This window comes from Mycoplasmoides gallisepticum, from assembly GCF_900476085.1.
Taxonomy (GTDB): domain Bacteria; phylum Bacillota_I; class Bacilli_A; order Mycoplasmatales; family Mycoplasmoidaceae; genus Mycoplasmoides; species Mycoplasmoides gallisepticum.
The window spans coordinates 62,905-83,881 of the sequence record NZ_LS991952.1 but is presented as its reverse complement, the minus strand read 5'-3'; the positions used below and the strand labels follow the sequence as shown (position 1 = coordinate 83,881).

Here is a 20,977-nt window from a genome sequence, read left to right as displayed (position 1 = left end):
AAATAATGGCTTTTCTATTATATTAAAAATTAATTTCTTAATTTTTTTGCTTTTTCCAGTCTTTTGACATATCTTGATTAGAATGAAAAAAGCTTATTTACTACTAAGTGCATTGACACTACCATTAACGAGTTTTCAAGGTGGTTTTAGTTATAAAGCCACTGTTAATGAATTCAAATTGGTTAATCATAATAGCAACAATTCCACGGTTAGTTTAACCACAAGGTCTTCACCTGTTAATCTAACTTTTACTTTAAATCCAGATCGATCCAAAAATACTGTTGAATCGATTAAAGAACAGATCGTTAATTTAGCTGATCAACAATTTCAAAAGTATTTTAAGGAGGTACAAAGTTGGATTGATGAATTTAAGGAAGAGTTCCGTCAACTTTATCAGATCGATTCGGTTGAATATGTTGAAAGTCGTCTATATAATATCGATCGCGATACTCGTTCGTTTGAAGATATTTTAGATAACTCATGATTTGTAAGATCTAATGACGAAAGAACTGATAAATCTAGATCAGCATATGGTGAAATTAATAATTTTTGAACTTATTCTGATAGTAATAGCGCTAATTATGATTTTGCTGGAAAATATAATCCAACTTTTAAGAGTTATGTTGAGATTATTCATAATTACAGTCGTGTTACTAAGCAAATAGAAATTCCCAAATACGATGTTAAAAAGTTACCTCTGAGTGATCTTCAGTTAACCAATGGTTTTGTTAAATACAAAGCAAATCGGTCATTAAATGGTGCTTTTGATCCTATCCCTAATGCAAATAACCAATATTATGCTTTCACTAACGTTGATATATCAAGCGATAAATTTACGATTAGAGAAAAGAAATACACTGGGTGAGAACCTACTCTATCTGATCTGAATACAAATTTTGAAAAGAGAAAAAATCTTACAAGCGTCAAATTGTTAAGATGAAAAATTCATCCTGTTGATGCAGCTACTTATGAAAGGTTTACGATTAAACCTAACAAGAACATCTTTCCTGATGCAAGTAACTATACTGAATACAACAAAAGAAGGCTATTCTTTTGGAAACAACCTTCTGGAAACTGACGGATTGTCAACGACAGAGATTTAGTTAATGCAACAAACAACTGGTATTACGGATCTGGTTATCGAATTATCCAAACCAGACCACAAGATTTTGATCGGCTATATGATCTTAAAGATTCCCAAAAAACTTTAAATATTAATATTGATCAAAGATCAAAATTAATTAGTTCAAAATATAACATTTTTGCCGATTATTTTGTGCTTCCAGATAATTTTACTTACAAAACTCTTAACTTTAATATTACTAATAAAACTGTATTTAATGGTTATAGAAATTTAATTAATTTGTTTCTAAATAACCTTAAGTTGGTGAATGATGCGATCGAATTAAGAGACAATTATATTTATTCTAAGGTGGATTCTAATTTACAGTTTGGGTTTTGATATAACGATCGATTAATAAAACTAATTGATCATATTAGAAAAATTAGAAAATACACGGTAAATTCAACACAAAATAAATATAAAAACTTGGCTTTAGATTATGCTGATATCACAAGTTTGGAAAGAAATACTTCAAAAGAATTTTTCAACAACTTGATAGGCGGCAAGGGTAGAAATTATGTTAGTAATTTCCAGAGAGAGTTGTTCTATTTCTTAGGGATAACTACAAACGAAATAGATGATTACCAATACAATTTCATCATTAGTCTTCCACAACTATTTGATGATTTTAACCGAACCACCAAACTGGTTGCCGATATTTATGTAGGATCTAATAAAATTTCTGATCGGATTTTAATTTCTAACAACGATATCAAGATGATCGACATTAATTTAGAAGAAATAAGAAATCAAATTCCGCAATTAGATTCAAATAGAAATAGGTTACAATTAAAGTTAGATAATTTGCGTTTTGTAAGTCAAGAAATTGATGATAACAACGGTAAAATCAGCAATTTTTTAAACATTCAAAATGATCATCTTATTTTCAAAATAGATGATGTTTCAGTTAAATTAAATCTAAACTATCGATATGATTTTTTGAACATTAAATATAAAAATTCGATTGCTCAACTAAATGATTTTAATGTAAATACATTCGAACCTCTGTATGCTAGTGATTTCAATCATAAAATTGGTGTTGAAAGATCGCTTAATATTAGTGATATCTTAATTGATTCTTATAAATCAATATACCTAAATTCTAATAGTATTTATATTAACCAAGACGGAGTTTACTCACCCGATCAAGGCATATGAACAGGTCATGATCTAACCATTATGTCAAGACTTGCAGATCGTTACAGTCTCAATTTTGTACCTAACGATGTAACTGGAGAGTTTTGATCTATCATTAGAGTTTTAAACGGTAATGACTTTGCTATTCCTGGAACCGAAATGAATCCGGAATTAATTCCCAATAGACTTTATTTTCTTAAGAATGACGAGAATTTTAAAGCTAAATTCTATTTAGTAAAATTCAAAGCTTTTGATAAAGTGATTGATGTCAATAAATCTAGAGTAAGTTTTGATCACGAAATTGTTCCGATAATCAAACTAAATTATGTTAATAATGATTTTGAAATCAGGTTACTAACTGATTACGATAATAATCTTTTGTCTGACCAAACTATTAATCTGAGAATCAATCAAGAATTTTCTATTCGTAAAGAAGATTCAATGAAATTAATTAAGGTTATCGAACCAGTTTTAGCTGCTAGCGGTTTAAGAATTCTTAATAATTCAATTGAAGTAAACGAACGTGCTAACCAACTAAATTTCACTTTATATTCTTTAGATAAGATCGAAAAAACTGCTTTTAATCCGATCACTAATTTTGATTTAGTGTTTGAAAAAGAAAACAACAATATCTTCAAAATCATCGGTAAATTTGATAATAATACCATCTTTAATTTAAATTATCAAGTGACTATTTCAGACGACAAGATTACTTTAGAACTATTAACTCCTGATCTGTGAAACTTAACGCCTGTTATCAACTCAAAAGCAAAAATTACTAACTGATTAAGAATGAACTGAATAAATATAATTTAACTGTCCGTTCGTGAGATAACTTTGATCTTGCCAACAAAACAAATGAGATTGAACTAATTAATACTTCTGCTAGTTCTTTTGATGAAAATGATGGTGATATCCCTCGTGAAGAGATCTTAAGAAACAATCAACAAAATGACCAAGTTCCAACAAAAGATAATGCTACCTCTAATAATCACCAAAAAGATAAAATTGAAACTAAAGAAGCCTCTTCTATTAGTTTTGATCTAAGCGATAAGAGAAATCTAATTATCTTTATTGTAAGCGTTTCACTAATCTCTTTAGGGATAATTGGTGGAGTTGGTTATGGAATTATTAAATTAATGAAGAAGAACAAAAGAAAGGTACAGAAATAATAATAAAAAAACGACACCAAATTAATGGTGTCGTTTTCTTTGCGTGATATTTTCCTATTCTTGCTTGCGCTACCTTTGGCTCCATGATGCTTAACTTCTGGGTTCGGAATGGGACCAGGTGTTTCCATCACGATATCGATATCACACACATTGCTCTTTGAAAAACAAAATACAACAAATCATATTAGATAAAAAAACAGCTAATGTTTTTGATCAAATCTAAGTCCTCGAATTATTAGTACTAATCAGCTAAATACCTCGCGGCACTTACACCTTTAGCCTATCAACGTCGTAGTCTACAACGATTCTTACTCCATTGCTGGAAGGGAAGATTATTCTTAAAGTCGGTTTCACACTTAGATGCTTTCAGCGTTTATCCGTTCGACACGTTGCTACCCAGCGGTGCAGTTGGCACTACAACTGGAGCACAAGAGGTGTCTTCACTCCGGTCCTCTCGTACTAAGAGTAAATCTTTTCAATCTTCCTGCGGGCACAATAGATAGGGACCAACCTGTCTCGCGACGGTTTGAACCCAACTCACGTATCTCTTTAATCGGCGAACAGCCGAACCCTTCGAACCTGCTTCAGCTCGAGGATGAGATGAGTCGACATCGAGGTGCCAAACACTGCCGTCGATGTGAACTCTTGGGCAGTATCAGCCTGTTATCCCCAGAGTAGCTTTTATCCGTTGAGCGATGGCCATTCCATACTGAACCACCGGATCACTATGACCTAATTTCTTACCTGTTCGACCTGTTAGTCTCACAGTCAAGCACCCTTATACCATTACACTCTTAACACGATTTCCAACCGTGCTGAGGGTACCTTTGCACGCCTCCGTTACCTTTTGGGAGGCGACCGCCCCAGTCAAACTGCCCGCCTAACACTGTCCTATTGCTGGATAACAGCAACTAGTTAGAGAAGAATTTAAACAAAGGTGGTATTCCACTGGTGACTCCACAACTCCTAGCGAAGTTGCTTCAAAGTCTCCCACCTATTCTCTATATGTCTAAACTCTGCCCAATATTAAGTTACAGTAAAGCTTCATGGGGTCTTTCCGTCCCGTTGCGCCTAACGGGTGTCTTCACCCGTACCTGGATTTCACCGAGTCTATAGCCGAGACAGTCAAGAGATGGTTACACCATTCAAGCGGGACGGAATTTACCCGACAAGGAATTTCGCTACCTTAGGACCGTTATAGTTACGGCCGCCGTTCACTGGGGCTTCAGTCGGGAGCTTTGATTGCTCTAACACCCTTCTTTAACCTTCCAGCACTGGGCAGGTGTCACCCCATATACATCATCTTGCGATTTAGCATAGAGCTGTGTTTTAGTTAAACAGTCCCCCCTCGTTCTTCACTGCGGCTCAACTGTTACATTGAGCATCCCTTCTTGCGAACTTACGGGATGAATTTGCAGAGTTCCTTAGCTATAGTTCACTCGCTAACCTTAGGATCTTCTCCTTGACCACGTGTGTTCGTTCTCGGTACTGGAAACAAATAGTTAACCCTAGAAGCTTTTCTTGGAAGCGTGATGTATGCATCTTCGCTACTTGCAAAGCGTTCACTCGTATTCATAAGTTGTCCTTAAAAAAGGCGGATTTGCCAACCCTTAAGACTTCTTATTTAACCCCAAATCCGATAATGGGGATGCATTAACCTTCTCCGTCACTCCATCAGCTATTTGTTTGTACAGGAATATTAACCTGTTCTTCCATCGACTACGCATTTCTGCCTCGCCTTAGGTCCAGACTAACCCTGGAAGGACGACCCTCGTCCAGGAAACCTTAGTCAATCGGTTTGAGAGATTCTCACTCTCAAGCGTTACTTACACCGGCATTCTCACTTGTATACAGTCCACCAATCCTCACGGTTTGACTTCATCCCATATACAACGCTCGTCTACCACTATCATTCTTACGAATAATAATCCATAAATTCGGTAATATGCTTAGCCCCGTTACATCTTCGGCGCAAAAACACTCGACAAGTGAGCTGTTACGCACTCTTTAAACGATGGCTGCTTCTAAGCCAACATCCTTGCTGTTTAAGTATTTTAACAACCTTTTCCACTTAGCATATTTTAGGGACCTTATTTAATGATCTGGGCTCTTCCCCTTGTGACAATGAAGCTTATCCCCCACTGTCTGACTGCAAGAATAAATCAATTGGCATTCGGAGTTTAATTGTATTCAGTACACCAAGGCGGCGCCATCATACATTCAGTAGCTCTACCTCCAGTTGATCATGATCTTACGCTAGTCTTAAAACTATTTCGACGAGAACCAGCTATCACGGATTTCGATTGGAATTTCACCCCTAGTCACAGGTCATCCGCTGTCGTTTCAACGAAAGTCGGTTCGGTCCTCCATTAGATGTTACTCTAACTTCAACCTGCCCATGACTAGCTCAACCCGTTTCGGGTCTATAATAACAAACACTTTAATTCGCTCTATTCAAACTCGCTTTCGCTTCGGCTTCCCTTCTAAAGGTTAACCTGCTTGCTATCATAACTCGCCGGCTCATACTTCAAAACGCACGCCATCACACATTAATGTGCTCTGACACGTTGTAGGCATATGGCTTCAGAATCTATTTCACTCCCATCCCTGGGTTCTTTTCACCTTTCCCTCACGGTACTATACGCTATCGGTCACTAGTTAGTATTTAGGCTTGCCCAATGGTCTGGGCGACTTCCATCAAGATAACGTTTCTCGATGTACTCAGGATCCTGCTAGGTATTAAACCAATTTAAGATACGGGGCTATAACCCTTTATCGCGTAGCTTTTCAACTACTTCTCCTATCAGTTCAAAGTCCACATTGCAGTCCTATAACCCCAAGATAAATCTTGGTTTGGCCTGTTCCGCTTTCGCTCGCCACTACACACGGAATCTCTTTCGATTTCTTTTCCTGTTGCTACTGAGATGTTTCACTTCACAACGTATTGCTTTTAGACCCTATGTATTCAGATCTAAATAATTAATATCACTATTAATCAGGTTCCCCCATTCGGACATCTACGGATTATCGCTTCCAACCAGCTCCCCGTAGCATTTCGCAGGTTTGCACGTCCTTCATCGCCTTCTAGTGCCAAGGCATCCACCATAAGCCCTTAGTAACTTATGTATTTGATCCATTAGCTATTTTTATTGAATCTATATTATATGAAATTTGATTTGATACTTTAATCAAATTTCGGACTAGAAAGATTTGTCGTATTCAGTTTTCAAAGAACAATGTAGCAGTTTTTTCGACTGCGCTATATAATTCTACCAGAATTTTCAGAATCTGGATAAATTATTTTGCTTTTTTAATTTAAATCAACTTTTTGTTAGGTCTTAAACGATTAGTTCTCTTCTAACAGTCCCACTCATAAAACTCAGCAGTTTGGTTTGATCTCTAAATAATTAAAAAATATAGGCATGGAAACCTAACCATGCCTATATCTATAAAATGCGGAGATATGTTGAAAACTAGAAAATATTCTTAAATTAAATAAGGAAAAAATGATGAATTAAAAATTTTTTATATAAAGGATAACAAGGAATTTAAAAACTTTAACAATTGTCGAATTTAGAAACTAGTTTTTAAAACCAATTAAGTCTAGTGCATCTTTAGTTACTTTTTGAATGTTAAGTGCACTCTTATCAAAAGCTGCTTGTTCTTCTTGGCTTAATTGTAATTTAGAGTGTAACTTCCATCCGTGCTTGCCAACAACTGCTGGAACTGTGAAGTAAATGCCAGAAGCAACATACTTATCATCTAATTGAACACCTACACCTAAAACCGTATTTAAGTTGTAAATGTATGCTCGAGTAATTAATGACATTGATTCAGCAATACCAAAGTAAGTAGCTTTTTTAAACTTAATAATTTCAAATGCTTCTTTAACTACTCTTGAGAAGATATCTTTAACGTATTCTTCTTTAATCTTACCTTCAGCAATTAGTTGCTTCATTGGTACGTTACCAACTCTAAATACTGATCAAGGAACGATTGCACCTGAACCGTGTTCACCAACAACGAACCCTTCAACAGAGTCAGAATTAACACCTAAAGCTTCAGAGATCATCTTTCTGGTTCTCATCGTTTCAAGTTGACAACCTGTAGAAATAATCTTGTGTGGATCAAAACCAGTAACTTTTTGATAAACACCAGCCATTACGTCACATGGGTTAGTTGGAATAATACTTAGTCCCTTAAAGCCAACACGCTTTAGCTCTAAAGCAATTTCGTTAAGAATCTTAACGTTGGCAGTCATTAATTGTAGACGGTCAGTAAACACTTCACCATCAGCAGTTGGTACAGTTGGAATTGAAGCAGTAATCGCTACAACATCAGCATCTTTTAAATCGTCGTATGTTCCAACATTAAATGTAGATCCGTTATGACTTTTTAATGATTTAGAGTCGCGTAGGTCTCTTACGTGACCATCAGCTAAATTAGTGTTTTTATCAACAAGTAAGTAATCAGCTTGAACTCCTTGTTGTAATAGGTCAAGAATGTACGTAGATCCGACAAATCCACATCCGATAACAGCTATTTTTTTCATATCTTATGATTTCTCCTATACTTTCTTTTAGGTTACAGTTTTATTCTATGTAAAATAATTTATTTACATAGGATAATTAAGGATTTATAAGAGATTTTGGATAACAATCTTAAATAAAGATTTTCAAAAAAATCCTGTGTTTTATTTTTTTTAGTTTAGGTAAATAAAAAAAAGAAAATCCTAGAGTGTTAGGATTTCTGCTTGATCTTCTTTAATTAAAACCATATGTTCTCAGTGACAAACATATTGGTTTTTATTAACTGGTTTGACCGATCATGAATCATCGGGATCAATATAATAACGATTATCTTTTTCAAAGAACATCGGTTCAATACAGATCACCATATTAGGTGTTAATAGTTCACCTGATTTTTTTGTTCCATAATTAAGGATAATCGGATCTTCATGGATCTTGATCCCACAACCATGTCCGCCAAAATCTTTAATTACACTATAGCCATACTTTTTGGCATACTCTTCTGTTCAGATCCCAAGATCGTTAGTTGTTGTTTGGTTGGGAACGATCTTTTTTACTAGCTCAAAGATACAATTGTGGGTGACTTCACTTAATAATTTTTGCCGGGGATTAACATCAGGACCTAAGATTGTAAATGCTGAATCACAATAATAATTATCTAACTCAATCCCAATATCGATCGTCAGTTTATCTTTACTGGTAAAGATCTCATCATTTGCTAACCCATGGATGATCGTTTGATTTAAAGATAAACAATGATAACCCTTAAAACCTAGATAACCATGATAACAACTATTAGCATGATGTTGACTAACAAAATCTCTTAGCATCTGATCGATCTCTTTTAACGATTTATTTTTGATGTAATCAAAATTAAATTGTTTAACGATCTTCTTATAGATCTGGGCTGCATTCTTAATCTTTTGGATCTCGTTAGGATTTTTTATGTAAATCATCTAATTATTATTATTTGTTAACGATCTCTAAAACAAGCTTGTATAACTCTTCAAAACTCTTATTAGCATCAACTACGTGTAATAAGTTTTTCTTCTTGTAGTATTCGATTACTGGTTTAGTTTGTTCGTTATAAACGTTGATTCTAGTGCTTACCACACTAGGATCATCATCTTTTCGATGGATTAATTCAACTTTACAAAGATCACAAAGATTAGCCACTTTAGGTTTAAAATCAACCGAATTAATATTGTAAATTCGTTTACATTGTGGACATGATCGACGTAAACTTAGTCGATTGATGATCATATCTCAATCGGTTGGTTGTAATAAGATGACGTGAGTAAATTTGATGATCTCATCAATGTATTCACATTGATTAAGTGTTCTTGGATACCCATCAAAGATAATCTTATCTTGGGATTGATTTTTATGGTAAAAATCAGCTACCGTACGGTTAGTTAACTCATCTGGGACATAAAGTCCGTTATTAATATAACTTTTGATCTCTTCAGCTAAAGCGGTTTTTTCTTCTTTAGCATAAAAGCGAAATAGATCTCCGCTTGAAATGTGGAAAAAACCGTGCTGTTCTTTTAAATAAGAAGAGATCGTCCCTTTACCTGTTCCAGGTGCACCTAGAAAAATTAATCTTATCACAGTTGGCTCACCTCTAATGGATCACTTGGATTTTTCTTTTTATCTTGAGTTGGTTCAACTTTTTTATGTTGGCCTAATAAACCATATTGATCGTGTTCAAGATTTGGTTTATTCATATAATCATTTAATGATAGTTCAGCTTCAATTCGGTTGGCAATATCTTTGCGTAACCGTTGGTATGATGTTGTTGTTGCTGCTGATCTTAGTGAACGATACAGTTCCATACTAGCAGAGACCATGATGATGATCCCCGTACCACCAAGCGATAAGGTGGTTGGTACGTTAAGTACTAGCGAGATGATATAAGGAATTACAGCCACAATTGCTAAGAATGGTGCACCAATAAAGTTAATACGCATTAACACTTTAGTGATGTGTTTTTCTGTATCTAATCCTGGTCTTACCCCAGGAATAAATTTGTGCGACTTATTGAAATTCTCAGCAAGTTGTTCTGGGTTGATCTGAATATAACTATAAAAGAATGTGAAGATGATGATTAAAATCACATATAAGCTAATCCCTACAGGAGTTCTTAGTGATAAGTAATCTTCAACAAATCATCTTGCTTCAGATTGTGGTTGGAACTCAGCAATCGTAATCGGAATTGACATAATTGATGAAGCAAAGATGACGGGAATTACCCCAGCTGCATTTAGTTTAATTGGTAAGTACGGTAATTTTTCATTACCTAGTACCATCCCTTCACCAGTTTGTTGGATCGGGATCCTTCTTGTTGATGAGTTGACAAAAGAAATTGCTAACAATAAGACCAAGAAGGCTAAGAAATACAAGCTGAAGTTAATCGCTGAAGTTAAGATCGGGTTGGTACTAATAATCACCCCACCTAAAACCCTGTACATAACGATGAATCCATCTGGTAATCTTGCTAGAATCCCTGAAAGAATCAATAACGTAATCCCATTACCAACACCTTTTTTAGAGATAATATCCCCAATAAAGATCCCAATATACGTACCAGCTGTCATCGTTACGATATAAAACGCTTGGTGTAAGATACCACCATTTTCAAAACGGATTGCTCCGTTTCTTTGGTTATTGATTAAAGCAATAATGGCAAATGCTTGAACTACTGCAAACGGTAGGGTTACAAAGCGGGTAATCAATTCGATTCTTCTTCGGCCCAATTCACCCGATTTTGCTAACTTACTTAGTGGGGGAATTAAGTCAGTTGATAACAACTGCATAATAATTTGTGCCGAGATGTATGGTGAAATTCCCACTGCAAACAGTGACAATTGACTTAAACCACCACCACCTAATAAATTAAATAGGTCAAAAAAGTCACTCACACCATTGTTCAGATTATTCTTGTTTTGACTGATCGTAATTCCAGGTAAAGGAATAACACTGATCACTCTAAATAACAAAATCAAGAACAGTGTGACAAAAACAGAGATTACGAAATCTCTGTTTCTTAATAACTTGATAATTTTTTGACCTAAAAGATTTTTTGAGTTAGTTTTTGCCATCTTTTATGTTTGTTAAATTAGTTCAATACTACCACCAGCAGATTGAATTGCTTTTTTAGCACCTTCAGATATTTTATTAATCTTTAAGTGAATTTTTTTGTCGATCTTATTACCAATTACTTTAATTGGTTCGTTAGTTTTACTACTAATAATACCGTGCTTAACTAATAATTCACGATCGATTGTTGTTTCATTTAATTTAGCAATAATATCTAATGAAACTGATAAGGTTTGCTTTTTAAAACCTACTGTTTGAAAACCAAATTTTGGTAAACGGCGGTATAAAGGGGTTTGACCACCTTCAAAACCAGGACGAGTTCGTCCTGACTTACGTGCTTTTTGACCTTTTTGTCCACGTCCAGAAGTCTTACCTAAACCAGAACCGTGCCCACGCCCAACAACTTTCGCTTTATGATTTCTTGATTTGGGAGCACTTTTTAATTCATGTAATTTCATTAATTAACTCCTTTATTATAATTCTTTTAATGATTTGCTTCTTAATTTCGCGATTTGTCTAGGTGTGTATTGAGATGTGATCCCATCCATTGTTGCTCTCACCATATTAATCGGGGTGTTTTTACCCATGTTTTTGGTGTAAACATCAGTAAATCCAGCTAATTCAACCACGGCACGAATTGCCCCACCAGCAATAATTCCTGTACCTGAAGGTGCAGGTTTAATTAATACTTTAGCAGCACCTGAACGACCTAAAACATCGTGGAATAATGTCCCGTGTTTGTTCATAGCGATCTTTTGCACGTTGTTTTCAGCCATCTTTAAAGCTTTTTTAATTGCGTTGGGAACTTCGAGTGCTTTAGCAATTCCAAAGCCAACACGACCTTTACGATCACCCACAACAACTAAAGCACTAAAACGCATTGTACGACCACCTTTAGTCGTTTTTGAAATTCTTGAGATCTTTACGATCTTTTCTTCAAATTCACTCTTAGTGCGCTTTTCGTTTTTTCTTTTATTACGTTCGTCAGAACTACGTGAACTGTTTTTCTTATTATTGTTAACACTATTATTGTTAACACTAGCTGAACGGTTGTTAGGGTTAGCATGGTTAGCTTGTGGGTTAGCTCCACTTGCTTTTTTAGTTTCTGCGCTATTGTTTGTATTTGGTTTTTTGTTATGTTTAATATCTTCCATAATTTAAATTATCCTAGAATTTTAAACCAGCTTTTCTTGCAGCGTCTGCAAGTGCAGCAATTCGGCCATGGTATTTTGAACCACCGTGATCAAAGGTGATCTCATCAATCTTCATTTTTAGTAGCTTATTGGCAATATCAGTACCAACAACAGCCGCATTTTCTTTATTTCCGTTAACTAGATCTAAACTAACAGAAGAGCTTGAAGCAATTATCTTGTTTTGGTTAAAATCTCACACTTGTGCTGAGATGTGGCTGTTTGATTTAACCACGATCATTACTGGACGATCATTGTCAATTCTGCGAATTTTTTTAATCACCCGCTTATGACGCATCTGACGTCTTTCATTACGGTTCATATTAACTTGTTTCATAAGTTATTATTTTTTCCCTTCTGCGGTCTTACCAGCTTTACGAATAATTTGTTCGTTAAGGTATAACACACCTTTACCTTTATATGGTTCTGGCATTCTTCACTTACGGATCTGGATAGCAAACTCACCAACTTTTTGCTTATCAATTCCACTGACAGTGATCTCAGTGTTCTTATCAACAGTTACTTTTAGATCTTTTGGAATATCTAAATTAATTGGGTGTGAGTAACCTAATTGTAAATTTAAAACATTATCCTTTAAGCTAGCACGATAACCCACACCTACTAAGCGTAATTCTTTTTTAAAACCAACAGTTACTCCTTCTAATGCGTTTTTAATTAACGCATTGTAAGTACCATGTAACATCTTAGTTTGCTTTAATTCATCACCACGGGTTAGTCTGATTTCGTTGTTTTCTACGTTAACCTTAATTTTGCTGCCTTCTTTTAACTTAAGATCTAATTGACCTAACGGGCCTTTAACTGTTAATAGTTCTTTAGTTTGGTTAACACTAACATTGCTAGGAACTGTGATAACTCGATTACCAATTCTTGACATATCTTATATTAACCCTTTCTATCAAACATAAGCAAGCACTTCGCCACCGATCTTCTTGGCTCTTGCTAATTTATCAGTCATTAAACCTTCGTTTGTTGAAACGATCGCGATTCCTAAACCGTTTAAAACTTTCGGTAATTTTTCTGCTGAAACATAAATTCTTAAACCAGGTTTAGAAATTTGTTTTATTCCGTTTAGTGAACTAACGCGGTTTTCATCAAACTTAAGTTTGATCTTTAAAATTGATTTTGTTTTTTCTTTATTGTCATAGATCTCATAACCGCGAATGTAGCCTTCATTAAGTAAGATGTTTAAGATCGCAACCTTTAGTTTAGAAGCTTCAGTTTGTAACTCAACAATCTTAGCACGATTGGCGTTGTTTATTTTAGTTATGATATCTGCTACTGGATCAAAATGCATAGTTTATTATTAACCCCTGTTTATTATCATGATGATTTCTTAACACCTGGCAAGCTACCGTTGTAAGCAAGGTGTCTAAAGCATAAACGACAGATACCAAATTTACGATACACAGCATGAGGACGACCACAACGTTTGCATCTTGTGTAAGCTCTTACTTTAAATTTAGCATGACGTGCTTGTTTGATTTTTAATGATGTTTTAGCCATTTGCGTGTTCCTTAGTCTTAATTAAAGGCATTCCTAATTCTAATAAAAGACGGTGATTGTATTTAGCATTATCAGATGAAATTACTAACGTAACGTCGAATCCACGAATTTTCTTCACATTATCATAGATAATTTCTGGGAAGATGATCTGCTCTTTAATTCCTAGAGTGTAATTCCCTCTAGCATCAAATGCGCGGTTTGATAAACCTCTGAAGTCTCTTACGCGTGGTAGGGCAATGTTAATTAGTTTTTCTAAGAAGTTTCACATCTTCTCACCTCTTAGAGTTACTTTACAACCAATTGCTTGACCTTGTCTAATTTTGAAAGAAGCGTTTGAAGAGTGTGCTTTAGTAATGACTGGTTTTTGTCCACTAATTGCTTGCAATTCAGCTTGTGCTAGTTCTAATAGTTTTGCATCTTTAGTAGCATCACCAACACCCATGTTGATCACGATCTTTTCGATCTTAGGAACTTGCATTACTGAAGAAAAGCCAAATTCTTTTTGTAATAATGGAACGATTTTTGTCTTATATTTAGTTTTCAAATTCATTATTGACCACCTACAAGATTATTTGTTTTGCGAGATAAACGCACTTTTTTATTGGTTTTTGGATCAGTTCCATATTTAACTTTAACTGGTCTTACATCTTTAGCTTTATGATCTAATAAAGCAAGGTTAGATAGGTGGATTGGTGCTTCTTTTTCAATGATCCCACCTTTTTGATTTTGGGCATTTTCTTTGGTATGGCGTTTCACCATATTTATTCCTTCAACGATCGCGCGTTGTTCTTTAACGAATACTTGTAAAACGATCCCTGTTTTTTGTTTGTGCTTACCCGCTATGATAACAACCTTATCACCTTTTTTAATACGTTGCATTCTTTTACTCCTATAACACTTCGCTTGCTAAAGAAACGATCCGGTTAAATCCTTTATCTCTTAACTCACGCGCTACTGGTCCAAAGATCCGTGTTCCTCTTGGAGCAAAATCTTCACGGTTCTTAATAATTACACAAGCATTATCATCAAATGCTAGGTGAGTTCCATCTCTTCTTTGCGCACCTTTTTTAGTTCTTACGATCACAGCAAATAATACTTGACCTTTTTTTACTGTCCCTGAAGGGATTGCGTCTTTTACTGATACAACAACAATATCACCAACAGAAGCATATCTTCTTTTAGAACCGTTTAATACCTTAATTACACCAACTTCACGTGCACCGGTATTATCAGCGACGTTAAGTCTTGTCATAAATTGAATCATGAGTTCAAATATCCTCCTGTTTAATAATTATTTAGCTCGTTCTATAATCTTAGCAATTCTTCAACGCTTAGTTGCTGATAATGGGCGAGTTTCCATAATCAACACTTTGTCACCAACTTTAGCAGCATTTTCACCTTCTTCGTTGTGAACGTGATACTTCTTGTGAGAAATTACCAACTTGTGATAAAAAGGGTGTCTGTTTTTTGACTCAACCTTTACAGTAGCGGTTTTTTGCATTTTATCACTTACAACCACACCCATTAAAACTTTTCTTGAATTACGCATTTAGATTATCCTTTTTTCTTAGTTTTAGCTTTAACATTTTTCTTGTTCTTATTTGTAGTTGGTTTAACTGTTTCAGTTTTCTTAGGTGCTTTCTTCACTTTTTTAGTTTTTTGTTCTGGTTTTGGTGCAGCTTTAACTTTTTCTGCGTTTGCTAAGCGTTTTTCTTTATTTTGTTTTAATTTAGCAACTCTTAGTTGCTTGATCTTTTTAACTGATTCTTGGATCTCTTTTTGTTTAGTTTGTTCTTTAACAAAAGATGAAACCATTGCGTTGACATTAACTTTAACATCTCTTTCAGTTAAGATTGTTAGCACTCTAGCTAAAGTTTGTCTAGTTTCTTTAATAATATGAGTTTTATCTAGCTCACCTTGGGCTAATTTAAAACGATATTCTAATAAACGACCTTTTAATTGTGTAACTAATTGAATTAGCTCTTCGTTAGTTTTTGCTCTTAATTCTTTATTCATTATTGAGCCCCTTGTCTAGCAACGATCTTTCAGGTAACACCAAGCTTGTGACCAGCTCTTGTTAAAGCTTCTTTCATTTGTGCTTCTGGAATGTTTGCTACTTCAAACATCACTGTACCTTCTTTAACAACAGCTACTCAGAATTCAGGGTTACCTTTACCTGAACCCATTCTTACTTCTAATGGTTTTTTAGTTTTTGACATGTGTGGGAAGATTCTAATCCACATCTTACCAGTTTTCCCAAGTTGTTTTGAAATTGCAATCCGCGCACTTTCAATTTGGCGGGCATCAATTCAAGCACCATTAGTAGCCATGATCCCGTATTCACCAAAAGCAACATAAGAATTACCTTTAGCTTTACCTTCATAACTTACGTTATGAGGTTTTCGATATTTAGTTCTTTTAGGTTGTAACATCTTATTTACTCCTTAGCAGGTTGTTGATTTTGGTGGTTTTTGTTAAACTGTTTGTTTTTGTTATCTCGGTAATCTTTAGATTTATTTGAGTTTCTTCTTTGATGGTTAGCTTCACTACCTTTTGGTTTAACAATGTGTGCTTGTTTTTTGTAGAAATCTTTACCAAAAATTTCCCCACGGTTAATTCAAACTTTAACACCGATCACACCATAAGACATTTGTGCTTCTTCTAGTGCGTAGTCGATATCAGTTCTTAGGGTTGATAAGGTTACATTACCTTCAATGTACATCTTATCTCTAGCAATTTCCACACCGTTTAAACGACCTGAAACTAAAACTTTAATCCCTTTAGCACCAGCTTTTAATACGCGTTTAAGTGCTTGACGCATCGCTGTTCTTAATGGTGTACGATTTTCAATCGCATCAGCTAATTCTCTAGCCACGATCTTAGCACTTAATGAAGGGTTACCCACTTCAAGAACGTCAACATCAACTTTGATATGACGACCAACGATCTTGTTAATTGCTAATAAGATAACTTTGATGTTGGCGGCTTCTTTACCTAAGATAATCCCTGGTTGAGAAGCGTAGATGAAAACACGGATTGAAGTTTGTGTTCTTTCGATATCAACGTTTGAAATGAAAGCGCTGTGGAACTTCTTGAATAAGTAGTTTCTAATCTTTTCGTCCTGAACAATTCAGTCACCAGTTTGTTGATTAGTTTTAGCTACCCAACGAGATTGTCAGTTCTTATTAATTCCAAATCTTAAACCGTTAGAGTTTACTTTTTGACCCATATTTATTTCTTTTCTCCGCTAACTGATTGTTTTCTCTTGTTTTGTCCAAGAACACGTTTTTTAAGTCTAGTTTTGATTGCTTCTACTTCGTGTTTTCTTTCGTTTTTATCATCTGATAATTTGATCACGAAATTAGTTGATCTTTTTCTGATCATATCAGCTGAACCTTTTGCTCTTGGTAAGTTACGTTTTAAAGTTGGACCTTGGTTGGCAACAACTTCATAAACATAAAGTTTTTCAGCTAACATTGCGTGGTTATTTGTGGCATTAGCAATTACTGAATTAAGTAATTTTAAGATAATGCGAGCACCTTTTTTATCAGTATTAACTAAGATATTTTGTGCTTCTATTACTGATTTGTTCTTAATTAGTTGACAAACTAATCGTGCTTTTTGAGGTGAGATTCTAACTCTATTTTGTCTTGCAATTGCGATCATTGTTTATCTCCTATCTGTTAGAACTGTGTCCTTTAAATGTTCTTGTAGGAGAAAATTCACCTAGTTTGTGACCGATCATATCTTCAGTTACATAAACGTTAATGAATTTCTTACCATTATGAACAGCAAAAGTGTGACCAACAAAATCTGGAAAAATAGTACTTCTTCTAGATCAAGTCTTGATTATTTTCTTTTTTTGTTGTGCATTCATGTCTAATACTTTTTTGTATAAACTAGCTTCTACGAATGCACCTTTCTTAGAACTTCTTGACATTTATTTGACCTTCCAATTTCCTATTTAGAGTTACGTCTACGGATAATTAATTGCGTAGATGATTTTTTATTATTTCTTGTTTTAACACCCATGTGTCTTTTTCCTCATGGTGTTCTTGGAGCGTCACGACCTACCGGGCTGCGACCTTCACCACCCCCGTGTGGGTGGTCATTAGGGTTCATGGCAGAACCACGAACAGTTGGACGAATCCCTTTGTGTCTAGTTGTCCCCGCTTTACCTAATAGAACTAAGTTGTGATCAACGTTTGAAGCAATCCCAACAACAGCACGACAGTTCTTTAAGAATTTTCTAACTTCTTTTGAACCTAATTTTAGGTTGATGTATTTACCTGTATCATCTTTACCTAAGATCTGAGCATAAGCTCCAGCACTTCTAGCGATCTGAGCACCTTTACCAGGAGTCATTTCGATATTGTGAACCATTGTCCCTTCAGGGATGAATTCAAGTGGCATACAGTTACCTACTTTAATATCGATTGCTTGAGAAGATGAAACTACCTTATCACCTACTTTAATTCCTTGTGGAGTTAGGATGTATGATCGGTAACCATTTTCATAAGCGATTAATGAGATAAACGCACTTCTGTTTGGATCATACTCAATTGATTTAACTAAGGCAATCTTGTCATCATGTAGATTTCTTTTGAAATCAATGATCCGATATTTTCTTTTTGAACCGCCACCACGGTGTCTTACTGTGATTTTTCCTTGGTTATTACGACCAGAATTTTTCTTTTTCTTAGCTAATAAAGATTTTTGCGGAGTGTTAGTAGTTAACACTTTGCTGTAATCTATTGAGATCTTGTGATGAATCCCACTGTTTGATCGATTTACGATTTTCTTAACCGGCATAACTGCTTATTATTTATATTCCTTTTGCTTTGCGCCTGATATCTAATTATTTTTTAGAAGATGATTCTTCTTTTGGTTCTGGTTTTTCTCCAGTGATTGCTACTTCCACTCCGAATGGAACAGTGATGATTGCAATCTTTTCCAGTCTTGAATAACCTGGGTTTTGTGTTCCTGTGCGAACTCTAGCTGGTTTTTTAATCTTTGTATTAACAGCTATTGGAGTCACTCCATAAATTGCTTTGAAAGCTTGCTTAATGTAATTCTTATTGGCTTTGGCATTAACTAAGAAAGTGTACTTTCTTGGTTCTGATATCATGATGCCATAAGTTTTTTCAGTAAGTATTGGTTTAATAAGTACGTCAGTAATTTGCATGATTAGTTCAACCTTTCAACTCAGTTATTAATTGCACTTTTTTGCGCTAAGACACAGTTAGCATCAATTAAGTCTTTTACTGATACTTGGTTTCATAGTTTGTATGAAACGTTAGGTAAGTTAGCACTAGATTTTTCTAGGTTTTCGTTTTTTTCAAAAGCTACGATTAATACTTTTTTATTAACCTTAAGTTCTTTTAGTAATTTAGCAATTGCTTTTGTACTTGGTTTATCTTGTTTAATCGAATCAACTAATCCTAAGAATTCGTTGTTATTAACTTTAGAAGTAATTGCTGATTTGAAAGCTAATGAACTTACTTTTTTATTTACCTTAATTTTGTAATTACGATTTGGTTTAGGACCAAAAGCGATACCACCACCTACGTAATGAGGGTTACGAATCGAACCTTGTCTTGCACGACCTGTGTGTTTTTGTTGGTAAGGTTTCTTACCACCACCGCTCACTTCACCTTTTTTAAGGGTTGAGTGAGTCCCTTGAATTTGTGATAGGTTTTCAGCAAGAATTGCATCGAAGATTGCTTGTTTATGTACTTCACTAACAAGCAGTTTTTGATTTAGTTCGATTTCTTCTTGAACTTTTCCAGATAAATCGAATAATTTTATTTTAGACATGATTTGTAAATTTCCTTAAATTTCAATTATTCTTGTGCTTGTTCACCAGCTGGTTTGCTAGCCTTTTTATTAATAATTAATTTGTAAGTAAGAACTGTGTTTGGATTCTTTTTAGAAGTTGTAATTCTTACTTTAGAATTATTTGCTCCAGGGATAGCTCCTGAAATCATTACTGAACTTACTTCTGGTAAGAATCCAACGATTGACAAGTTTTGAATTGTAACAAGTTCATTACCATAATGACCTGACATCTTCTTACCCTTCATAACTCTTTGAGCTTGAGACCCTCCACGACCAGCTTGCACTGAACCTTGGAATCTGTGAGGATATCCAGCACCATGACCTTTTGAACCAATTTTAAAGTTTCAACGTTTGATTGCTCCAGTAAAACCACGACCTTTGGTTCTAGCTTGAACATCGACAACTTGACCTTCTTGGAATAGCTCTTCAACTTTTAATAGGTCACCTATTTTGTAACCTACCATTCCACGTACTTCTTCTAAGTACTTGTAGTTGTTAGTATTAGCTTTTTTAAAATGACCTAATTGCGGCTTGTTTAAGTTTTTTTCATCAGTTTGGTTAAAGCCTAACTGAACTGCGTCATAACCATCTTTTTCTTTGGTTTTAACACTAACCACTTGATTAGGTTCTACTCTCACTAAAGTCACAGGAATCAAACGACCGTTTTCTTCGAAAACTTGAGTCATTCCAACCTTTGTTCCAAATATTCCTTTCATATATTGAAAATCTCCTTATTAATCTATGTTTTTATAAGTAAATGCGTAATTCAACACCAGAAGGAATTACAAAACGTTTAAGTTTTTGAATTGTTTCGTTCTTTAAGTTTTTAATAATGATTAAACGTTTGTGTGTTCTTCTTTCGAATTGTTCTCTTGAAGCCTTATCAACGTGTGGTGAACGAATGATTGTAAAAACTTCCTTTTTAGTTGGTAATGGAATTGGACCACAAAATTTTGATCCAGTTTCTTTAACGATCTCAAAAATCTTTTTAACAGATTGATCTAATAATCTGCTATCGTATGATTTCAACTTGATTTTGATCTCAGTTAATTCTTTTTGCTTTTTTGCTTCTTCGCTTGATGTTTTGCTAGATTTAGCTTTTTGTTCTGTCATGTGTTGTCCTATTATTTATTATTAATGCTTTTAAAAAGTTACCTGATACTTGACAACGGTTTTTGGTGTATCAGCAATCTTTTCAAAACGCCAACTTGTAAATTATACCAGATTAATTATTTCTTAAAGAAGAATATGCTGCTTTAATTGGTTTTTTGCTTTTATCTTATATAATATTTAGGTAATAACTGGTTAGATTCCCAGTTAAACCCTTTAAAAATTCAATAAAATAGATCTTAATATAGGTAACAG

General features: G+C 34.7%; 25 protein-coding genes and 2 rRNA genes. 1 reads left to right on the top strand and 26 read right to left on the bottom strand.

Features of this window, described 5'->3' with window-relative positions:
* Positions 1-82: 82 nt before the first annotated feature.
* A complete protein-coding gene (locus D2833_RS00390; RefSeq protein WP_231992462.1) occupies positions 83-3,076 on the top strand; it encodes a hypothetical protein in 2,994 nt (997 codons plus the stop codon).
* Between the two features lie 397 nt (positions 3,077-3,473).
* Here D2833_RS00390 and rrf read toward each other — a convergent pair.
* The 26 genes from rrf to rpsJ form a co-directional block, all read right to left on the bottom strand.
* Positions 3,474-3,578, bottom strand: a 5S ribosomal RNA gene (gene rrf, locus D2833_RS00385).
* A 69-nt stretch (positions 3,579-3,647) separates the two neighbouring features.
* A 23S ribosomal RNA gene (locus D2833_RS00380) occupies positions 3,648-6,558 on the bottom strand.
* Between the two features lie 454 nt (positions 6,559-7,012).
* Entirely contained in the window at positions 7,013-7,984 is a 972-nt protein-coding gene (locus tag D2833_RS00375) for an L-lactate dehydrogenase (RefSeq protein ID WP_011113302.1), read from the bottom strand.
* Between the two features lie 180 nt (positions 7,985-8,164).
* On the bottom strand, positions 8,165-8,917 hold the full coding sequence (gene map, locus D2833_RS00370; protein WP_027333165.1) for a type I methionyl aminopeptidase: 753 nt from the start codon (positions 8,915-8,917) through the stop codon (positions 8,165-8,167).
* A gap of 10 nt (positions 8,918-8,927) precedes the next feature.
* Positions 8,928-9,572, bottom strand: coding sequence for a nucleoside monophosphate kinase (locus tag D2833_RS00365; RefSeq protein WP_011113300.1), 645 nt, complete (start codon positions 9,570-9,572; stop codon positions 8,928-8,930).
* Positions 9,566-11,062, bottom strand: a complete 1,497-nt coding sequence (gene secY, locus D2833_RS00360) for a preprotein translocase subunit SecY (RefSeq protein WP_011113299.1) — start codon at positions 11,060-11,062, stop codon at positions 9,566-9,568. Before secY ends, D2833_RS00365 begins: the two co-directional genes overlap by 7 nt.
* Positions 11,063-11,074: 12 nt before the next feature.
* The gene (rplO, locus tag D2833_RS00355; protein WP_011113298.1) at positions 11,075-11,518 is read right to left on the bottom strand and encodes a 50S ribosomal protein L15; all 444 of its coding nucleotides are present in this window, start codon (positions 11,516-11,518) and stop codon (positions 11,075-11,077) included.
* Positions 11,519-11,533: 15 nt separating this feature from the next.
* Positions 11,534-12,214 carry a 30S ribosomal protein S5 gene (gene rpsE, locus D2833_RS00350; protein WP_011113297.1) on the bottom strand — a complete coding sequence of 227 codons (681 nt, stop codon included), beginning with the start codon at positions 12,212-12,214 and terminating at the stop codon, positions 11,534-11,536.
* 13 nt (positions 12,215-12,227) lie between these two features.
* Positions 12,228-12,587 carry a 50S ribosomal protein L18 gene (rplR, locus tag D2833_RS00345; protein WP_011113296.1) on the bottom strand — a complete coding sequence of 120 codons (360 nt, stop codon included), beginning with the start codon at positions 12,585-12,587 and terminating at the stop codon, positions 12,228-12,230.
* Positions 12,588-12,593: 6 nt separating this feature from the next.
* Positions 12,594-13,145 carry a 50S ribosomal protein L6 gene (gene rplF, locus D2833_RS00340; RefSeq protein WP_011113295.1) on the bottom strand — a complete coding sequence of 184 codons (552 nt, stop codon included), beginning with the start codon at positions 13,143-13,145 and terminating at the stop codon, positions 12,594-12,596.
* An 18-nt stretch (positions 13,146-13,163) separates the two neighbouring features.
* Positions 13,164-13,565, bottom strand: a complete 402-nt coding sequence (gene rpsH, locus D2833_RS00335; protein ID WP_011113294.1) for a 30S ribosomal protein S8 — start codon at positions 13,563-13,565, stop codon at positions 13,164-13,166.
* Between the two features lie 23 nt (positions 13,566-13,588).
* Positions 13,589-13,774 (bottom strand): type Z 30S ribosomal protein S14, encoded by a 186-nt coding sequence (locus tag D2833_RS00330; RefSeq protein ID WP_011113293.1) that lies wholly within the window; start codon positions 13,772-13,774, stop codon positions 13,589-13,591.
* On the bottom strand, positions 13,767-14,324 hold the full coding sequence (gene rplE / locus D2833_RS00325) for a 50S ribosomal protein L5 (RefSeq protein WP_011113292.1): 558 nt from the start codon (positions 14,322-14,324) through the stop codon (positions 13,767-13,769). Before rplE ends, D2833_RS00330 begins: the two co-directional genes overlap by 8 nt.
* Complete coding sequence (rplX, locus tag D2833_RS00320; RefSeq protein WP_011113291.1) at positions 14,324-14,653, bottom strand: 50S ribosomal protein L24; 330 nt, start codon at positions 14,651-14,653, stop codon at positions 14,324-14,326. The genes rplE and rplX overlap by 1 nt, the downstream gene beginning before the upstream one ends.
* Before the next feature lie 10 nt (positions 14,654-14,663).
* A complete protein-coding gene (rplN, locus tag D2833_RS00315; RefSeq protein WP_011113290.1) occupies positions 14,664-15,038 on the bottom strand; it encodes a 50S ribosomal protein L14 in 375 nt (124 codons plus the stop codon).
* A 27-nt stretch (positions 15,039-15,065) separates the two neighbouring features.
* On the bottom strand, positions 15,066-15,323 hold the full coding sequence (gene rpsQ / locus D2833_RS00310; protein WP_011113289.1) for a 30S ribosomal protein S17: 258 nt from the start codon (positions 15,321-15,323) through the stop codon (positions 15,066-15,068).
* Positions 15,324-15,328: 5 nt separating this feature from the next.
* The gene (rpmC, locus tag D2833_RS00305; protein WP_011113288.1) at positions 15,329-15,790 is read right to left on the bottom strand and encodes a 50S ribosomal protein L29; all 462 of its coding nucleotides are present in this window, start codon (positions 15,788-15,790) and stop codon (positions 15,329-15,331) included.
* Entirely contained in the window at positions 15,790-16,206 is a 417-nt protein-coding gene (gene rplP / locus D2833_RS00300) for a 50S ribosomal protein L16 (protein ID WP_011113287.1), read from the bottom strand. The genes rpmC and rplP overlap by 1 nt, the downstream gene beginning before the upstream one ends.
* Positions 16,207-16,211: 5 nt before the next feature.
* Complete coding sequence (gene rpsC, locus D2833_RS00295) at positions 16,212-17,003, bottom strand: 30S ribosomal protein S3 (RefSeq protein ID WP_011113286.1); 792 nt, start codon at positions 17,001-17,003, stop codon at positions 16,212-16,214.
* A gap of 2 nt (positions 17,004-17,005) precedes the next feature.
* Positions 17,006-17,440 (bottom strand): 50S ribosomal protein L22, encoded by a 435-nt coding sequence (gene rplV / locus D2833_RS00290; RefSeq protein ID WP_011113285.1) that lies wholly within the window; start codon positions 17,438-17,440, stop codon positions 17,006-17,008.
* 10 nt (positions 17,441-17,450) lie between these two features.
* Positions 17,451-17,714 carry a 30S ribosomal protein S19 gene (gene rpsS, locus D2833_RS00285; protein ID WP_011113284.1) on the bottom strand — a complete coding sequence of 88 codons (264 nt, stop codon included), beginning with the start codon at positions 17,712-17,714 and terminating at the stop codon, positions 17,451-17,453.
* A gap of 20 nt (positions 17,715-17,734) precedes the next feature.
* A complete protein-coding gene (gene rplB, locus D2833_RS00280) occupies positions 17,735-18,586 on the bottom strand; it encodes a 50S ribosomal protein L2 (protein ID WP_011113283.1) in 852 nt (283 codons plus the stop codon).
* A 46-nt stretch (positions 18,587-18,632) separates the two neighbouring features.
* On the bottom strand, positions 18,633-18,959 hold the full coding sequence (locus D2833_RS00275) for a 50S ribosomal protein L23 (protein WP_027333164.1): 327 nt from the start codon (positions 18,957-18,959) through the stop codon (positions 18,633-18,635).
* A gap of 2 nt (positions 18,960-18,961) precedes the next feature.
* Positions 18,962-19,591 (bottom strand): 50S ribosomal protein L4, encoded by a 630-nt coding sequence (gene rplD / locus D2833_RS00270; protein ID WP_011113281.1) that lies wholly within the window; start codon positions 19,589-19,591, stop codon positions 18,962-18,964.
* A gap of 26 nt (positions 19,592-19,617) precedes the next feature.
* On the bottom strand, positions 19,618-20,328 hold the full coding sequence (gene rplC / locus D2833_RS00265; RefSeq protein WP_011113280.1) for a 50S ribosomal protein L3: 711 nt from the start codon (positions 20,326-20,328) through the stop codon (positions 19,618-19,620).
* A 31-nt stretch (positions 20,329-20,359) separates the two neighbouring features.
* Positions 20,360-20,725, bottom strand: coding sequence for a 30S ribosomal protein S10 (gene rpsJ / locus D2833_RS00260; RefSeq protein WP_011113279.1), 366 nt, complete (start codon positions 20,723-20,725; stop codon positions 20,360-20,362).
* Positions 20,726-20,977: the final 252 nt, after the last annotated feature.